We start from the raw sequence: 18,205 nt of genomic DNA on the forward strand, positions 1-18,205 counted from the left end.
CTAGATGGTGATGTCAACCCAGCGCTCGGCCTCCTCCTCTTCACGGCGACGCAGCCGCGAGAGAATGATCATCATAGCCGCCAGGCCCGCCAAAGATGCCAGGATGAAACGCAGCAGCGAGGTAGGATCGCCGGTCTGGGGCAGCAGCTTGTGCGTCACCTTCGCCAGCCAGTCCTTCTGGAAGATCTCCGTCATCCAGTCGTCCTCTTCCTCGGGATCGGGGTCGGGCTCCACATAGTAGCCCGGATCCACGGCCCGTCCGGCATCGCGCGTCCACTGCTGGGGGGCGAGCACCTGATAGGCGACACCATAGGCATTGGGCGCTCCGCGCGGGCTCAGTACGCCGAGCGGCTCGCTGATGCCCACGTTGTCGTCCACGTCCTCGCCACGGAGGTTCATGTGGGCCACGTCGTTGTCGAGGTTGTCATCCTCGCCCACATTCAGCGGCACCCACTCCGCATCCGACGGCTTCTCCATGCGCACGCGGTACACATAGGGGCGGCCGTAGCCATCCACCGCCGGCAATCCGGCGAAGGCATAGCCGCCCTCCAGGTCGGTCTTGGTCGCGGCCACGCGCTCCCAGACGCCCTCGGAAAGCACGCCGTCATCCTGGTTGCGGTCGAGATCGGCCGCCGGATCGGGCACATCCATGTCCAGCAGCTTCTTGAGCCGCGCCGAAGCCTGGGCATCCTCGTCGTCGCCATCGCCCTCGTCGGGGGTATCAGCATCCCCGTCGTTCGGGGCGTCGTCGCCGGCATCCTCCCCGCTGGAGGCGCCCCCGTTGTCGTCGCCATCGACATTGCCATCGCTTGCATCGCCGGCCCCATCGTCGAGACCGTACACGCGGGTGACCCACGTCAGGGCCGCTCTGGCGACCAGGCCATCGGCACCAGCATCGCCGTCGAGGCCTGTGCCGTCGTCAACGTCGCCATCGCCGTCGGGATTGGCGCCATCGTCAGGATCGGTGCCGTCATCGCCCGCGCCGCCACCGTCCCCATCGGGATCGGCGGGATCCTCATCGTCGCCCGGCGTGCCGGGAACCTCGTCCCCATCGGGATTCGGCGACTCATCCACGGGCGGCTTCGCGCCGTCCACGATCCAAGCGATATCCAGATAGCGCTTCGTTCCCTGGAGCGGGTTGCCCTCAGCATCCAGGTCGCTACCCGGAGCACCGTCGGTGATGCGGCTCATCCAGCCCGCATCCACCGCATCGGCAAAGGTAGCCACCGAGCGCTCCAGCACCACCTCCGCATCAATCACGAGCTCGTCGTCCTCGGCCTGGAGGCCGTCCTTATCGGCGTCCTTCCATACCCAGCCGCTCACGCTCGTGCCCGCGAAGGGAATGAGGCCGGCATCGTTGAAGTGGCTCGACCGCGACCCGAGCGTGGACCAGCGCAGCCCATCGGGGCCGTCCACCTTGGACTCCTCGGCATCGGCATCGTCGGCGGCCATGGCGAGCACCATAAGACCGTCAACGGCCACCTCGCCCTCGGGATCGAGGCGCGTCGTGGCCTCGTCGAGATCGGAGTCGGTCTCGATATCCTCGCCGTTGTTCAGACCCGTCACGGCGAAGCCGCGCGGCATATCCACCACGTTCACGCGGTAGCCGTAGACCACCGTCTGCTCGGCATTGCCGATGACGCGTACCTCGGTAGCGGGCAAGTCGTTGAACTCGTAATAGCCCTGCGGGTACTCGATAACCTGCTCCTCGCCAAGGAAGTCCTTCACGCGGCGCTCGAAGTACCCAGTGGTCACTACCCGGCAGGTGCTCGCCTGCTCTTCGGCGGAGAGATATACCGTGGCGCCGCCCGGCTGCACCACATTGCCCTGGGCATCCACGAGGCGGTTGAAGTCGCGGTCGAAGACCCATTGGCCCTCTTCCCCGTCATACCAGTAGCGGGTCAGCTCCACCGTGGCGCCGACGATGCCGGCCTCTCCCTCCTCGCGCAGCCCGTTGCGGTTGCCATCGTTCCACACGGTGCCGGAGACGGTATTCAGATTCGGGGCCTTCGCGCCGGCGTCGAGCACCGTTCCGCTGGGAGCGGGCACGTCGAAGGCAACCTTCTTGTCATCGGCATCGTCATCGTACTGGGAGCCGAACACGGAATCCGGCTTGTTAGTGCTCTCGCGGCTCAGGTAGGCATAGCCATCGTCGATGGTCATACCGTTGCGGTAGGTGATGGCCTGGCGCAGGGTAAGCGCCCCCTCCTCGCTGCGGGTGAGGTCGGAGTCGGGGCCGCCCACATGGAAGCGGGACATCACGTAGCCGTTGTTCAACTCTGCCATGTAGACGCGGTAGCGCGTCTGGAACACCTCGTCGGCGGCACCGGGCACACCGTAATCCACCAAATCGCCCGCCGCGTCCTTCTGCACGTAGCACTGGAGGGCGCCAAAGCGGTAGCCGCCATCGGCACCGGTAGTGGTGGAGAGCGATCCGGGAGGCGCCGGCTTTACGGAACCCTGACGGTTCTCGGGGGTGTCGGGCAAGCCCTCGGGCAGGTAGCCGTTGGAGTCGCCCACCTTGTCGGCGGGGGTGCGCACGGCCCACACCTCGGTTCCGCCGGGATCGGGGAAGACCACAGCGTCGCCGGCGCGAACCGCAGAAGCCCGGACCGTCTCGGCCTCGGGTCCTTCAGGGCCGTTCGGGTCGCCGGCCGCCCGCAAGCGGGCCACCAGCTGGTAGTCCGTGCGCTGGGCCAGCCCCTCGATGGAGACGAACCCGGCCTCGTCGGCCACCGCCCAAGAGCCGTGGGCCGCGATCTCAGCCGCCGTGGCTCCCTCGGGCACCGCTGCGTACTCCCAGCCGTTCCAGTCGGGACCGGCCTCAACGTCGGCAATGGCGTCGTCGCCGACCTCCTTCCACCACCGCTCGCGCTCTGTGAAGGCAACCGCCACGGCAGTCACATCCACATCACCCTCGGCAAAGGGCACGCCGGCCACCGCCGTGGCCCCGCGGGTAGCCACGTAGAAGGGCTGCTTGCTCGTCACCAAGTTGCCATCCCGATCCTGCTGGCGGCAGATAACGCCGTACTGGGTGTGCGGCTTGATCTCGATAGTGTGGGTCGTTCCATCGAGAGCCGTCACAGTCATACCGTCGCGGAAGCGACCCGGATACTTGTCCTCCCAGGGGAACACCGTGACGAAGTCGGCATCTTCCGCATCGGCCAGCCACAGCGGCTGCCAGTCGCCGTTGCCGTCGGTGTAGCCGAAGCCCTCGATGGAGTATTGAGTGTTGTCGGTCACGTGGCGCACGCTCACAGAGCTATCGGTAGCGGTCAGATCGCCCGGATGGGGGTCGTCCACCGGATTGCCGAAGGCCGGGTTGTGCACCCACGCCCCGGCTCCGCCAGCAGCCTTGGGATCGTAGTACTCCTGAGTCAGGTAGATCGTCTCGCCCACGAGCGGGTCTTCCAGGGGAACGAGCTTGTCCGGCTGCTCCTCGCCATCGCCCTCGTTGCCGCTCCCCTCGCCTTCGCCGTTGGCCCCATCGCCCGCAGCGTCGTCGCCCTCGGCACCGTCGCCTGCGGTGCCATCGCCTGCGGTGCCATCATCCTGCTCCGAGCCGTCTTCCTCCGTCTCGCCGTCGATGGCCTTGTAATTGCGAATGCCGTCATAGTTGGCATCGTCCCACGCCACGCCGGAGATGACCGCCGTGCCGAAGGGGCCGAAACCGCCGTTCATGCAGTCGGCATCGCGGATGGTGGACAGGTCGAAGGCCATACCGTTGGCCCCCACGTAGTACGCGGGATCTGTCGCGCCCACCGGATCGGCATCGGTCGTCGCCCGATCGGCCAGAACCAAACGGCCATCGAGCACCGATTTCTCCTCATTCTGGATGTTCACTTCGCTCAGGGTGATAGCGTAGTAGTCTTCGCTGTAGCCGGCATCGTTGGCCAGGCGGTCGTTCAGCACAGTCGCGTCTCCGGGACGGTGCACCTTAGAGGCCGCCGCGCTCACCGGCTCGTCGCCGTCATCGGACAGCAGGCGGGTCACCGGCATGCCGCGCACGGTGCCGTCCTGGCCCGCGCGGCCCTCCACCTGCAACGTGTAGCCGAGCAGATACCACTCGTCCCAGTCGTCGGTCACGAGCACGTCATCGTTGCCCTCGTCGTTGCCCGCCTTCACGTTGCGCGTCGCCGCGGGCAGGTCGTCGAAGGCGAAACGACCCTCGGCGTCGGTGATGGCCCGCACGGTGCCGTTGGGTTCGGGCACCCATTCGTAATGGTAGCCGGCCATAGGCTGGCCCGCGGCATCCCGGGCCTCGATGGCGCCGGCTGACGCCGGCCACGATCCCTCATCGCCGGCAACGGGATCATCGCAGGCGCATTGGTCGTCGGCCACCAACTTGAGGCCCCAGGCCCGCAGGTACACGTGCTTGCCCGCCAACTTCGGCTCGTCGACCTGGTTGATGCCATCGTAGTTGCCGTCCTGGAACAGCACACCCTCGATGGTGGCGGTCTTGCGCTTCAACAGGGCCGCGTCGTTATAGGCGCGATCGCTGCCGGCACCCAGGTCGTAGCGAGCGCTCACAGCCGCTTCCCCGACCGCCGATGCCGCGGGCAGCGCCGCCAGAGCGCGGGCCACCGTCGCGGCGGCACCGCGGGAGGCGCCCCGGGAAGCGGGCTTCTTCTGGGCCAGGGCCTCGTCTAGAGGCAGCAGGCCCTTGTCTTGGTTGTCGTTGTTGGACGGGTTGCCCTCAGTCAGGTTGCCCAGCACCGAGCTCTCGTCTTGGCGGTTCAACAGCACATCGTACTCGTCAGCCTGCATGAGATTGGCATTGACGTTGATGAGGTCGGAGTCCTGAGTGAAGTTGTCCTTCTGCTGGTACTTCGCAATCATCCAGGCCCGCTGCTTGAAGCCGGCATCGGTGTAGCGCACCTTGTAGCCGTAGATGATCTTCTCGCCGTTGGCCCCCGCCCGCTGGGTGGGCAGATCCTCGAAGCGGTACACGCCCGAGCGCACCACCGGATCGCCTCCCTCGACCACCGGGGCGTACTCCTGCACTTTCGTGTACTGCACGTGCTGGGGGTCGCTGCGCCAGGCCGTCGTGGTGTTCTGGTCGTAGTAGTCCGGATCGGCGTTGCCGTCGGTCCAGCCCTCGCCGGGCAGCGCCCACTCGGGGTCGCGCACCCAGTTGCCGTTCTCGTCGGGAATATAGCGCTCCAGGGTCACCCGGGCGTTGTTGATGCCGTCCTCGCTGGCATTCTCGTCATAGACGGTGCCGTCGCGGTAGGCGGTGCCGTCCACAGCCTCTTCCGGCTCGTAGACCACCGGCTCCTCGATGCCCGTGAGCTCGTTCGCACGCATCACCGGGGTCTCGGCACCAGCGTCGTCCACGGCGTACAGGTGAATCAGGCCGTCGGCCTCCAGACGCGAGAGCTTCACCACGTCGCCCTTCATAAGGGGAGCGCCCTCTCCGTCGCCGTCGGTCGGCGTGATGGCCTCGTACACCGTGATAGTGCCGTCCTCAGCGTACTCGATGAGCAAGGGCACGAGCCTCTCCGGATCCGCGGGATCCACGGCATGCACCACGGGCAGGCCCGTGGCCTCGTCAACCGATTGCACGCCGTCGTTGTCGGCATCGTTCCAGAAGATGCCCACGATGTCCTGGGTCGGCGGCGGCAGCTCGCCCACATCGCCGGCCTTCACGGCATCGGCGCCCGTGGCATAGTCGCGAGCATCCATCCAGTCGAAGGTAAGCCGCCCGTCCAGATCGTTCTGGAAGTCAGTGGCGGCAATAGTCTCCTGAGCCGTGGCGCTGCGATCCTTGCCCTGGGCGGCCAGGATGATCTGGCCTTCCAGCATCTCCTGGCGCTGACCGAGGTAGCGCTTGGGAGCCACGAGAGGCGCGCCGTCGGCATCCGCGCCCTCCTCGGCCACGAAGGCTTCGCGACCGATGATCGGGTAGTGCTCGGTGATGCCCAGATTGTCCGGCAAATCGGAATCCACAGCCAGGGCCCGCTCATCGGTCCCCTCGTGGTAGCGGGTCATCATCCAGGCGCCCTCCTCGGGCAAACCGTAATGATCGCGGTCGTAGTTCTCGGTGAGGCGGTCCAGCTTCACGCGGTAGCCGGCCAGGTACTGCTTGCCGGCATCGTCGGTGTAGGCGCAGGGCAGGTTATCGAAGCGGTAGATGCCCTCATCGTTGGTGCGCACAGCTACCGTGCCGTCGGCCACGACGGCGTCGGCGGTATCCCAATCGCCGGTCACCAGGGGATGGTCGCCGTCGCGCAGCGTCGTGTATATATCAGTGCCGAAGTCCTCGTTGCGGAACCAGTGACTCGTGTCATAGCTGGCCGAGATCTTCCCGGACAGGTTCAAGGTATCGTAGTCGAAGTCGTCGGTGAGGAAAGCCGGGGCGCTGTCAGGGTTCACCGCATCGGGATCGTAGTACCACTGCTCCAAGGTGACGGTCTGCCCCTTGAGACCCTCCTCCACGAGCTTGGTCGTCGTGGAGCCGTCGGGCAGCGACACCTCCTCGGTCGTCTTCATATCCTGGAGGCCGTCGTAGTCGGCATCGCGCCACACGCGGCCGGTGAGCGAGCGGGTGGGCACCGGCAGCTCGCCGGCATCGCCGCCATCGTAGCGATCGGCCCGCGCCCGCATGATATCGAACACCACCGAACCGGTCGCTTCGCTGATCACCTGGTTGTGGGGCACCGTGACCAGGGTGGTCTTGTCGGCAGCCAGGGTAGCGGCGGCATCCTTGGGGGCCGCGAGGATGATCTGACCGTCCTCGGCGCGCGTCCCCTCGTCGATGGCGTTCTCGAAGGCCTCCTCGCGACCGGTGAGCGGGTAGGGTACCACGGTGTCGGCCGGAGTCGATCCGAGACCATCGTCGATATCGGAATCGCTCGCAAGGGCGCCCTCGTGGTAGCGGGTCATCATCCATGGAACGCGGGACACGATGTTGCCCGCGCCATCGCGCACGTCGGTCTGCTCCAGCCCGTTCAGGGTCAGGCGATAGGAGGCCAGGTAGAAGGCACCGGTATCGTCCACATAGGCCGTGGGCAGGTTCTTGAAGCTGTAGAGGCCGTCACCATTGGTGGTCAGGGTCACGCGGCCGTCATCGCTCAGCGCGGCCTCGTGGGGCTCGCCGGCGGCCCAGTCGTCGGTGGCGATGGCAGTCAAGGCGTTCATGGCATCGTGGCCGAACTGCTCGTTGCGCTTCCAGGCACCATCGGCCGGGTCGAAGTACCATTGGGTAAGGGTCACCGACTCGTCCTCGATGCCCGGCTCGTCGTAGCGCTTCACCGTCCGCTTAAGCGGCTCGCCGTTCTCGTCGAGTACCGGATCGCCGTGCTCATCGAGCACGTCTTCCTCCTCTTCCGTGTAGGCCTGCTCGCCATCGTAGTCGTCGTCGCGCCACACCCGGCCGGAAATCTCGCGGCGGGGCACGGCGATCTCGCCCACGTCGCCGCCCTGGACCTCGGCAGCCCGGCGGGTCAGGTAGTCGTACTTCACCGTACCCGTCGCGTCCTGGTACACATCGGCGAGCGGAATGCTCACCTGGGAGGGCTGGTAGGCGTTCTCGCGGCCGGTGCCCACCGGAGCCGCCAGGATGATCTGGCCGTCGCGGTCCAGAGAGCGCTGCTGCACGGCTGTGCCCGTACCCGTATGGTCGGGCTCGCGGCCCACGATGCGCAGAGCCGGCGTCTGCTGCCCCTGGTTGTCCTCCACGTCCGAATCGCGCTGCTCATCATCGCCCTGGTGGAAGTGGGTCATCATCCACGGCGTCTCGTAGAGCAGCTTGGTCGGGTCGTCCTCGTCGTACTTCTTCTCGACGCGCAGGCCGTCCAGGCGCACGCGGTAGGCGGCCAGGAAATGCTCGCCCTCGTCGTTAGTGTAGGCCGTGGGCAGGTTCTCGAAGGTGTAGGCGCCCTCGGCATCGGTATGCACCGTCACCCAGCCGCCATCCTGGGTCTCGCCAATAGGCAGCGTGGACTCCTCGTTGGTCGTCTCGGCCTTCGCGAGGGCCCCGGTGCCGGCATCCAGGTAATCGCGCACCCACACCGTGTAGTCCTTGCCCTGGAAATCTTGGCGGGTCTCGGTCTTCCAGCTGGCGGCCACCGAGGTGCGCACATCGTTGCCGAAGTTCGGGTTCTGCACCCAGTTGGCACCGTCGTAGTACCACTGGCTGATGGACACCGCTTCGCCGGCCAGGCCCTCCTCGTCGTCGGTGCGCACGCCGTCGTAGTCCTCGTCGTTCCACACCACGCCGGTCACGGAGGACCGCGGCACCTCCACCAGGCCCACATCCCAATGCTCGATGCGCTGGGCGGCGCCGAGGTCGTAATCGATGGTAGTGGTGATGTTCCCGCTCTTGCGAGAAACGCGGCGGATGTTCTCGCGGGCCGTAGCCACATCGTCGGCACCGCCGGCCATGACGATCATCTGATCGAAGGACACATCGGCATCGTGGCCGCCGGTCACGGTCAGGGGCCCGGTGCCCGGCGTCGGCGCCGCAGTGGAGCCGGATCCGCTCTCGTTCAGGTAGTAGGCGTAGACCTCCTTGCCATCGCGCACATAGGGGTTGCCGTCGGCATCCCGCACAAGCGTGGCGCTCATGGCGGCATCGGAGTCCAGCTCCTCGTCGAACTGGCCGGTCAGCGGATTGGTCGGCGCATTGCGCAGGGAAATGCCCCAGTCGCGCTCCGCGGCCTTCAGGTTGTCGCGGTCGATGCGTACGCGATAGCCGGCCAGGTACTTGGTCTTGTCCTCGTCCTTCACGGTCTTCGGCGCGTTCGGGTCGGCCACGTAGGTGAGAACACCCTTGAACACATAGCTGCCGGCCGAGGAGGTGCGCGCCGTCTTGTATTCCAGGTCGTTGAGCACCCAGCGGCCCCGACCGTTGCCGTTGTCGCCCGGGGTGCCGGGGTTGTAGTCCCGGGCCGAGAAGGCATCGGCGTCCTCGGGCAGCCAGTAGTACTGCTCGAGGGTCACCGTCACCGCGCCCACGCCGATGTTGGGCACGTCGCCCTGGATGCCGTCGTAGAACACCGGGTTGCCTGCAGCATCAGCGCCGTCGTTCTTGTCGCTCCACACGTAGTTGCCGAGGAAGCCCTTGGTGCCGTCGATCCAGCCCAGGGCCAGCTTGTCGTAGACCTTATAGCCCTTCCAGGGGTTGCGCGGGTCCTCGTAGACCGCATGGCCCTTGGCATCCACGGGTACCGCAGCGTAGAAGCTGTTGGTCTCGCCGATGCCGCCCTTGAGCCACAGGTCGTTGTCCCACATGGCCGCCACCTGGTCGGTCGGGTTGCCCTCGGCATCCGCCGTCTGATCCTCGGCGTTGGCGACCGGACGCTTCAGAGGATCGTTCTCCCAGGTCATAACCGAGGGCTTGAGCACGCGGTTCTTAGTGTCGGTGCAAACGATCTTGTAGTTGTGCTCCGGCTCCAGCGAGAAGCTGAAGGCACCGGTGGCATCGCCCTCTGCGGGCTCCCAGCGCCAATCCAGGGTGTCCAGATCCTCGACGGCTACGAGCTTGTTGCCCGCGTCGTCGAAGGCACGGGTCCATTTGTTCTGGCCCTTCTCCGACACCATGAGCACGCAGTCGGTCTGCACCTCGGCCCGATTGCCGTCGGTATCGTAGGCCTGCTCCCAGGTGTCGGTCTCCTCGTCGTACACCTTCACGGACACTTTCATGTTCTTGAGGCGCAGCTCGTCGACGGCCAGGCCGTACTCGTAGGGATTCGACTCGTCCAGGTTCACGTTCACCCAGTCGAGCACGCCATCGATGAGCTCGGGGTCGACCGATCCGTCGTTCTCGACGTACTTGTTCAGATTCAGGGTCAACTTGCCGTTCACCATAATGAACGGCGGCAGCTCGCCCTTGGAGGCATCGTAGTCGGGCACGTTGTCCGGCGTGAGCGACAGCGGCGCGATGCCGGCATCATCCTCAGGGCCGTCATCCTGCGCACCTGTCGCGACCGGAGCGCTCTGCGGGTTGAAGATGTCACCGCCGCCGTCGCCGCCGGGGTTGTCGCCACCGTCGCCGTCGCCGTCGTCGCCACCCTCTTCGGGATCCTCTTCCATATCCTCGTAGCCGGCCAGCTTGTCGTCGCGGAAGGCCACGCCGGAATACACCACCGGACGGGCGATGCCTACGTTGTAGCTGGTCATCTTCGCGTCGTAGATCTCGTTTTGAGGATCGGCCCCCACAGCATAGCGATCGGCATCGAAGGCCACCGCGTCCACGCGAATCACCTCGGAGGTGGCGGTCATGGCATCGCCGGTGCGGTTTACGGACAGATAGGAGGAAATGTCCTCCGTGTCTCCGGTGGGAGACCCCTTCTCGTTGACCACGGGCGCCGAGGCCGCACCGATGCGCTTGGTAGTGAGCGCGTAGTTGGCGTACTGCCGCGGGAAGGTGAAGCGCAGGCGGTAGTTGCCCGGCTTCAGCATGGAGAACATGTAGTAGCCGCGGTTGTTGTAGTAGTCCGATTCGGTGGTGTACACGTAGGCGCCCAGATCGACGCCCTCAGCCGTGGTAATGGGCTCGTAGCCGTAGATGCCGCGGATGGGCTTGCCGGTCTTGGCGTCGGCCTTCACCCAGATCATCTTCGAGGACGTAGTGCTCTCGCGCACCTGGGCCACGGCCTCGCCGTTGCGGTTCACCGGCACGCCCCACTCGTTGAGCAGCTCCACCTTCACGCCGTTCACGCCCGGGTCATCGGGCTTGCCGTCGTAATCCAAATCGCGGAACAGGGCACTGGTGTCCTTGCCTCCGTCGTAGGTGTAGGCATAGGTGCCGCGGGCACTGTCGATGGACTTCTCCGTGGACAGGATATAGCGGCCGTTGGCCCCCTTGTGGTACGTGGTCTCGTTGCCCAGGGTGTCAGTGGTCGTCTCGCCCAGGGTGTCGTTGGTCAGACCGTCCCAGTTGTTGTCGAGCCACACGTAGCTGCCCAGGTAGCCGTAGCCCTCCGGAGCATCCACGTACACGCCGGCCGGCTTGTTCTCTATCTTGCGATAGGTCAGGCCGCTCTCGCTGGAACGGTAGTCGGCCATGGACATGAAGGTGTTCCACTGGCTCGTCTCCCACAGGCGCTTCTGCAGCTCGGTGGCATCTTCCTTCAAGCCATCGATGGACTTGTAGGTCTTGCCAGCACCGCCGAGGTACTTGGGAAGGTTCAGCGGCGCCGTCAGCTCGTACTTCAAGCGCACGTCACCGTTGTTCGTCATGAGGTACAGATCGTCGTCGAGCACGCGGCACCAAATGGTGCCGATGCAGCGGGTGAGGGCCTCGGCCTCGTCAGGATGGGCTTTCACGTAGGCCTTCAAGTCGTTGAGGTCCACGAGGTTCAGCTCGGCCATGGCGGCGGCAACGGTGGTCTCGCCGCCGTTGCCGGTGACGTGGGCCACGGTCCACTTGGTGATGTACTCGTCGATCTTGTCGGCTTCCATCTCCGTCGCATCGAGATTGGCGCTGGCTATATCGATAGGCTCCACGATGTCGTCGGTGGTCAGGGGCCGGTAGCGCACGTTGGCGCCGCTGCCCTCGGTGGCAATGGGCCCAACCCACACCTGGCCCTGGGCGTGGACCTCCTGACCCGTCACCTTGTCGTAGCCGTCTTCCAGGGCCAGCTCGTATTTGCCCTTGATGTCGCCGACGGTCTCGTCGTAGGTCGTGTCCGTATACTCCATCTTGATGGAGTCGAGGTTCTTGAGCCAGCCGGACCACTGGGACTGGCGCAGGTTGTACTTCTTCGCGTTGTTGTCGTAGGTGGAGGCCTCCTTGTCGCCGACGTGGGGCAGCGTGTCCACGAAGGTGGAGTGCTTGTAGAGCATGGCCGTCGAGGGGTTGTTGCCCGTGTACTGCTGGATGAGCTCGTAAATATAGGAGCCGCCCTCGGGCACGGCCGCCGTCTGGGTGCGCTTGGAGAACTTCTCGTCGGTGTAGGTGGGCTGCACCATCTTCTCCTGAACCACCTGGTCGTTGTTGGTCCAGCCGATGGAGTCCACGTCCTTGCGCAGCAGGGTCTCGGTGCGGTCACCGTTGCCGTTGCCGTCGTTCAGGTCGGAGCGGTAGGAGGAGTCCTTGGACACCGCCGTCTCCGGATCGTTCAGCGTGGCCTTGTCCACGAGCACCGTCTGCTTCGTCTGGCCGTCGATGCGGAAGAGGGGCCAGTCGTAGAAGCTGTAGGAACCGGCTTTGTCGGCATAGGCCGACAGCACCAGGGCGCTGCCCACATCGGTGGTGGCCGAGGAGTTCGGATTGAACTGCATGGTGAAGTCGATGATGATGGCCTCGCCGGCGTTCAGGGTTCCGCGGCTGCCATTCTCGCCGGTGAAGTTCCAGGTGAAGCTGCGGCGGGTGTTAGACGTCGCGGAGGCATCGCCCTCGCTCGGAGCCACGGCGTCGTCTTGCGGGGAGACGGCGGCCTTGGAAACATTGTCGCCGTACAAGTAGGCGAACTCGTCCTTGGCCGAGATGGTCGTGCCGCCGTTGGCAATGAGGCCGCCGCCGAGCTGGGCCATGCCCTCTTCCTCGCGCAGGGCCGCCGTGGAGCCGGTGATGGCCACCGGATCGGACTCGGTAAAGCTGCCGTACTCTACCAAGTCGCCCACGGGCTTGTCGGGAATGGGCTTCTCTTCAGGAGCGGGAGTCTCCCCGTCGCCGCCCTCGCCGTCGCCGCCGCCGTCGCCTTCGCCGTCGCCCTCTCCTTCTCCGCCAGAGCTGTCGGTGTCGTGGATATTGCGGATGTAGGTGTAGCTGTCGTCGGCATTCTTCGTCCACAGGTTGCCGTCGTCGTCGCGCAGGTACTCCTTGAAGCGCACAACCCGGTAGGTCCACTGCGGGACCTGGGTGTTCATGTGCGTCGCATCGCCAGCCGAGGGCGACGAGGGATCGTGGCGGTAGTTCTCGTTCAGCGGACTCGCGGGCTTGCCGGCGCTGTCCGTCTCGAACATCTTCTGATAGGGAACGTACTCGAACACGCGGCTGTAGGGGCGTTCCTTGGACACGCGGTTAATGAGGTTGTTGCCCTGCACCACGAGGTTGCGGCCGACGGATTTCGCATCGGAAGCCTTCACGGTGCTGATGTCATAGTAGGGCTCGGTCACCTGGCCGGTGTCCGGGTCCACGGTGCGCGGATGATAGCCGATGATGGCCTCGGCCTGGGCGGCCACAGTGGTCTTGATGGCCTCCACCGTCTCCTTCGAGGTTTCGGGCACGCGGTCGCCGGAGATGATGTCGATGGCCTTCAGCCGCCCGCTCAGCTCCTTCAGCTTCGCCTCGAAGGCAGCGCGGTCGGTATCGACGAGCCCCTGCAGCTCCCGACCGATGGCCTGAATCTGCTCCGCCTGCTGCTCACGCAGCTTCTGATCGGCCGTCTTGTCCGGCAGCTTCGAGAACATGGAGGCCGGTGTGGGTCCGAAGTTCTGGATGCGGGGCAGCAGCGTGGAGACCGAAGGGTTCGTGCACGTATCGCTCGGATACTCGTCCGCGTCATAGCCGAGTAGCGTCATCTGGCCCCGGGAGATGTTGTATAGGGTAATCTCGTAGCGCATGAACAGCGAGTCCTCTGGATCGAGCATGATCGACTCGCTCGTCCAGCCGTAGCCGTTGTTGGCCGTGCCGGCGAAGTACCACTGCTTCGCATCGATCTTGATGGTGGGTCGCTCCTCGGAGCGGAAGAAGCCGGCGCGGCTGCGCTCGAAGGAGGCGTACTTGGTGTCGTCGTAGCGCGGAACCACCGTGGCGAAGTGGTTCACGTGCACCGAGTCGGACACGGTGACCGTGGGATCCTGTCCATCGTCAGCCGCCGTTTGGATGTCCACATCGGCGCCGTTGGCCGTCAGGGCGTCGGCCACGGTATCAGTCACCTCGGCCGGGGTGCCCTCGTCGGCCAAAAGCGTAATGGTCTGGCCCCGATCCGGCTCGCCGAGGGAGAACTGGCGCCCGAGAGGGCCGGTCACCTGGATTTTGGGCATCTCGGTGATGAAGGCCGATCCGTGGACGCCCGCAGCGTTCTTCGTCACCGATTCGGGCAGCGAGCTGCCCACCACCCACTGGGGCTTGTACTCGTCTACGAGCAGGTCGCCCTGCATGGTGCGCACCCAGCAGTCGTCGCCGCCCACGGCCGGATTGGGGGCCGTGCCCTGCTTGGCCGCCTCCATCTCGGCAGCCGACAGGGTACGGTCGGCCCCCTTGCCCTCCTTGGTGGTGATGATCTCGCCGTAGAAGTAGAGGGTGTTCGGGGCGATCTTGTAGACCTTGCTCATATCCAGGTAGTTGATGTTGCCGAGATTGCGCTCAGTATACTTGTAGATGACCTGGTCGTTGTAGTCCTTCTGCTTGGCCCAGGCGGTGTTGTTGCGGTTCGGGTCCACCGCGTCGGGCTCTTCCACCTCCACGGTATCCGGGTCGGCGTCGGTGGCCAAGCGGAAGCCCGAAGGCACCGGCACCTCATGGGAGAGCGTCTCGTCGTCGAGGATGGGACGGCCCGTCTCGTCGGTCTCGCATGCGCGAATGACCCAGCGCACCTGGCGCACCTGCTTGCCGGTGGCCGCCACGCCCTGGGTGAAGGTGATGTTCTGCTTGTCCGACACGCGCGCAGAGCCGACGAACTGCCAGGTGCCCGCGGCATCGTCGGCGGTGTTGAAGTCCGAGGCGTCGTCCTCGCCGAAGAAATAGTCGCGGTCGGCGTCGGTGCCGGGTACGGCGAAGTTCTCGCGATCCTGGCGAACCGCGCCGTTCTGCTCCACATAGCCGTTGTTGGGCTTCGTGACGTTGGTGGTGTTGTGGCGCACGTACACGAGCACGAAGAGCTTCTCCTCGATGGCGCGGTTGGCCTCGGCCTCGGGCGTGTCCACGGGCACGCGCACCGTATCCACCGGCAGCACCCAATCGATCTCGTCGGTATAGACGATCTCGCCCTTGCTGTTGGTCACCACGTTGCCGGCGGCATCGGTCTGGGGCTTGGTCTGATGGTGGTTGTCGTCGTCCTTGAAGTAGGCGTACCAGGTCTTTCCGTCAATCACCTTGGTGGTCTTGCGATCTACGCGCCAGGCGCCCACTTCAGCGCCACTGGCGTTGAAGTAGTAGGTGCCCTGACCCACGGCCCGCTCGGCGCCGGTCACGGGGTTTTTCAGCCTATGGTAGTAGGTGCCGGGAATCTCCCACACGCCGGACTTCACCGAGGTGATGGTGGGGGCCACCTTGCCCGTGGGTATGGTGGCGCTGTTCAAAGGCGCGTTCTCCGCCGACTGGGTGCCCAGGGCCCACAGGGGCACCTGCCAGTCCACGATGAAGCTGTTCACCGCGGCGCCAGTGTTGATGGCCTGGGTCACGAAGAGGTCGTTATCGCCCGATTGCGTGCAGTCCGTCGAGCTCGTGTCGTTGGTGGGCACGCGCACAGTGCCCGTATCCACGCGCACCGAGGCCGAGGGCTTGCGAATATCGAAGGTGCCGGCCTGGGAGCTCATGTGCCGCTCGGGGCGGCCGCCGCTCTCGTACTTGCCGTCCTGGTCGTAGTCCACGGCAGGCACCACGTCCTGGGTGTCCGGGTCCACGTGCTCGGCGGCATCGTAGACCAGGGACGCCTCGTCGTTGTACTGGAAGTACTCCGGAGACTGGTTGTTGAAGCCGGACACGCCGTACTGCTCCTGGGAGTTGGCGCCCACCGTGGGCTTGTAGTACAGCTCGCCCTTCTTGAAGGTAACGGTGCCATCGCTGTTGCGGTCTACGGGCACCGTCTCGGGGAAGCCCTCCGCGTTGTACTTGATGGCGCCGTTCTCCTTCACCGCCTGGAGGATCTTCGCGTCATCGGCCACGGGCACCGTCATGTCCTCGGCAAAGCGGTGCGACCAGCCCGTCTCCGTGGGCAGCCAGGTCACGTCGCGGCTCTCCGTGGCGAAGTAGGCCGTGGAAGCCTCGGTGGACCAGGTGCGGATGGCATCGATCTGCTGGTAGTAGGGCAGCGGCTCGCCGTCGGCGTCGGTCAGGTCGGCCAGAGCCTCCTCCTCGTCGCCGAGGTTGTCGATGCGGGTGCGCACCTTCACGGTTACGGAGTCGCCGGCGCCCACGTAGCCGTCGGCCCGCACCTGGGCCCAGAAGGCGGCCAGCAGGCTGTCGTGCTTCACGAACTCCTTGTCGGAGGCATCGTCGGGAGGCGTCAGCTCGAAGACGATGGTCTCGCCGCCATGGCGGCGCACCTTCACGTCGTCGCTGTCGGGCAGATCCTCCAGGTCGTCCACGTCGGGCTTGCCGAAGTCGGCGTGCTTGCGGTCTGCCGCCCCGGGAGTGCCGTAGCCGTCCCTATCGTAGTCGGGCTGCACGCGCACGCGCACGGTCCAGCCGGCCTCCACCAGCTGCTTGGGGGTCAGGCGCTCGTACTTCACCGTCTGCTGCTCGCGCTTGGGATACAGCGCCTCGCCCGTATCGGGGTCGCGCACCTCGGTCTTGCCCACGAGGGCCGTGTCGGTGTGGCGGTCGCGATAGGTGCGCTCCACATAGAAGGAGAAGTCGTCGCCCTCGTAGTCGGTGAACAGGCGCTCGTACTGATCGGGCGTGCCCACGGCCTCGCCGAGGTTCTTCAGCTGCTCCTCTTTGTAGAAGGTCACCTGCTCGGGCAGGTACAGGGAGAACACGAGCTTGCCGTGGAGCAGCGCGCCCTCCTTGCCCTGGTTGCCCGAGGCGGCCTTGTCGCCGATGACGGCGTTCTTGAACGTGGCCGCCAGCCAGATCTCGTCGTCGTACTCGAAGGCGCCCTCCTTCGCATCCGGATCGGCGTCGGCCAGCTTCTGGCCCTTGGTCGCCCCCGTGCCGGTCACGGTGTGGCCGGGCACGGCGGTGGTAGCGTTGCCGTCGGAGGGCAAGTCGGTCGGGGTGTTCTCGATCTCGTAGGCCGAGCCCAGGGTGGGGGTCTTCAGGCGCAGCTTCGTGGCGGCGAACACGCCGCCGTCGGTATGCACCGCCGGCGCGCCCCCATCCCGCAGAGCGAAGGCCTCGGCCTTCTGGGCGTCGGAGTTCGTGGAGTCGGCGGTGGGACGGCCCTCGCCATCGACGTAGTTGTTGTTCAGGTTCTTCGTGGTGGCCTCCGACAGGCCGTACTGGGTGCGCCAGTTGAACTCGGAGATGTTCAGGCCGCGGTTGTCGGCCGGGCCCGTGAGCGCCGTGGCCGCCGTGCCCACCCGGGCGCCGCCGCTCTCGGTGTAGGTGCCGAAGTAGCCGTTCAGATGGTTGTACTGCACCTGGTCGTTGGTCTGGGTGCCGGCGTTGTAGAAGTTGTACTTCAGGCGGTCGACGAACTCCACGTTGTTCCACCAGTGGCTGCGATGGTACCAAGACCCGTTGGACTGGATGTAGCAACCGTTGTGCTGGTAGGTATAGGAGCCGCTGAACACGTTGTCGTACTCCCACTGGAAGCGGTAGGCGTCCCAACCGTGGGCATCGCGGTACAGGGCGGTGCCCAGCTTGGAATCGGTGCGCCACACGTTGCTGTTCCAGTTGCCGTTGTCGTCCCAGCGCGTCGCGTAGGCCGCCGACAGGGCATCGAGGCGCACGTCGCGCTGACGGGAGTCGCCGGCCCCGCGATAGCGGGCCGGGGCGCCCACGGTGTAGGGGTCGGCACCGCAGCTCGGATGGGAGATGTCGTTGTCGGTCAGAGCCGCATAGCCGGTCATGGCGCTCGTCACGTAGGTGCGGATGGACTCCGTGGCCCGGGCCGCCTCGCGGTGATCGGGCAGCTCCGGCCACTCCGGCTCGTTGGTCATGGCGATGGAGAACTTGAATGTGTCCATCTGATGGGAGCGGATGCGCTGCTCCTCGTCGGGGTCGCCATTCAGATCGTTGCCCTTGGGCAGGAAGCGCACGACGAAGCGGTAGTTGTCGTTGTTGATGTCGGCAGCCGGGTACTCCTCCGGATCGGCCTCCACCTTCTCGTAGGTCACCGTGGCCCGGAAGTTCTCCTCGAGCCACGCCCGGGTCTCGTTGCGGTTCACCTCGCCGGCTGCGCCCCACTGGGCGTTGGTCGACTGGGCGATGTCCCAGTCCTCGTAGAGGAACTCCTGCACCTGGTCGGGCCACAGGCCGTAGGGCTGGCGGGTCGTGCGGTGCACCGGCGCGATGCCGTAGGGCAGCACCACGGTCACCACGGGCAGCACCAAGTCGCCCATCTGGCCGCCGATCTTGGAATAGGTGGCCCAGCGGTTCTCGTTGATGACGTAGCCGCGATAGTTGTTGTCGGCATAGACGCGCGTG

Annotated in this window: 1 protein-coding gene (running past one end of the window); it reads right to left on the reverse strand. The window is 65.6% G+C overall.

The genetic code is table 11. The annotated features are described in order from the left end of the window. Nucleotides 1–18,205, reverse strand: the 3' end of a protein-coding gene (locus ACTOXK_RS02745; protein WP_482279221.1) for a hypothetical protein. It continues 19,736 nt past the right edge of the window; 18,205 of the gene's 37,941 nt are visible here — the last part of the coding sequence; its start codon lies beyond the right edge, outside the window; the stop codon is at nt 1–3.

It is taken from the genome of Adlercreutzia sp., from assembly GCF_056795635.1.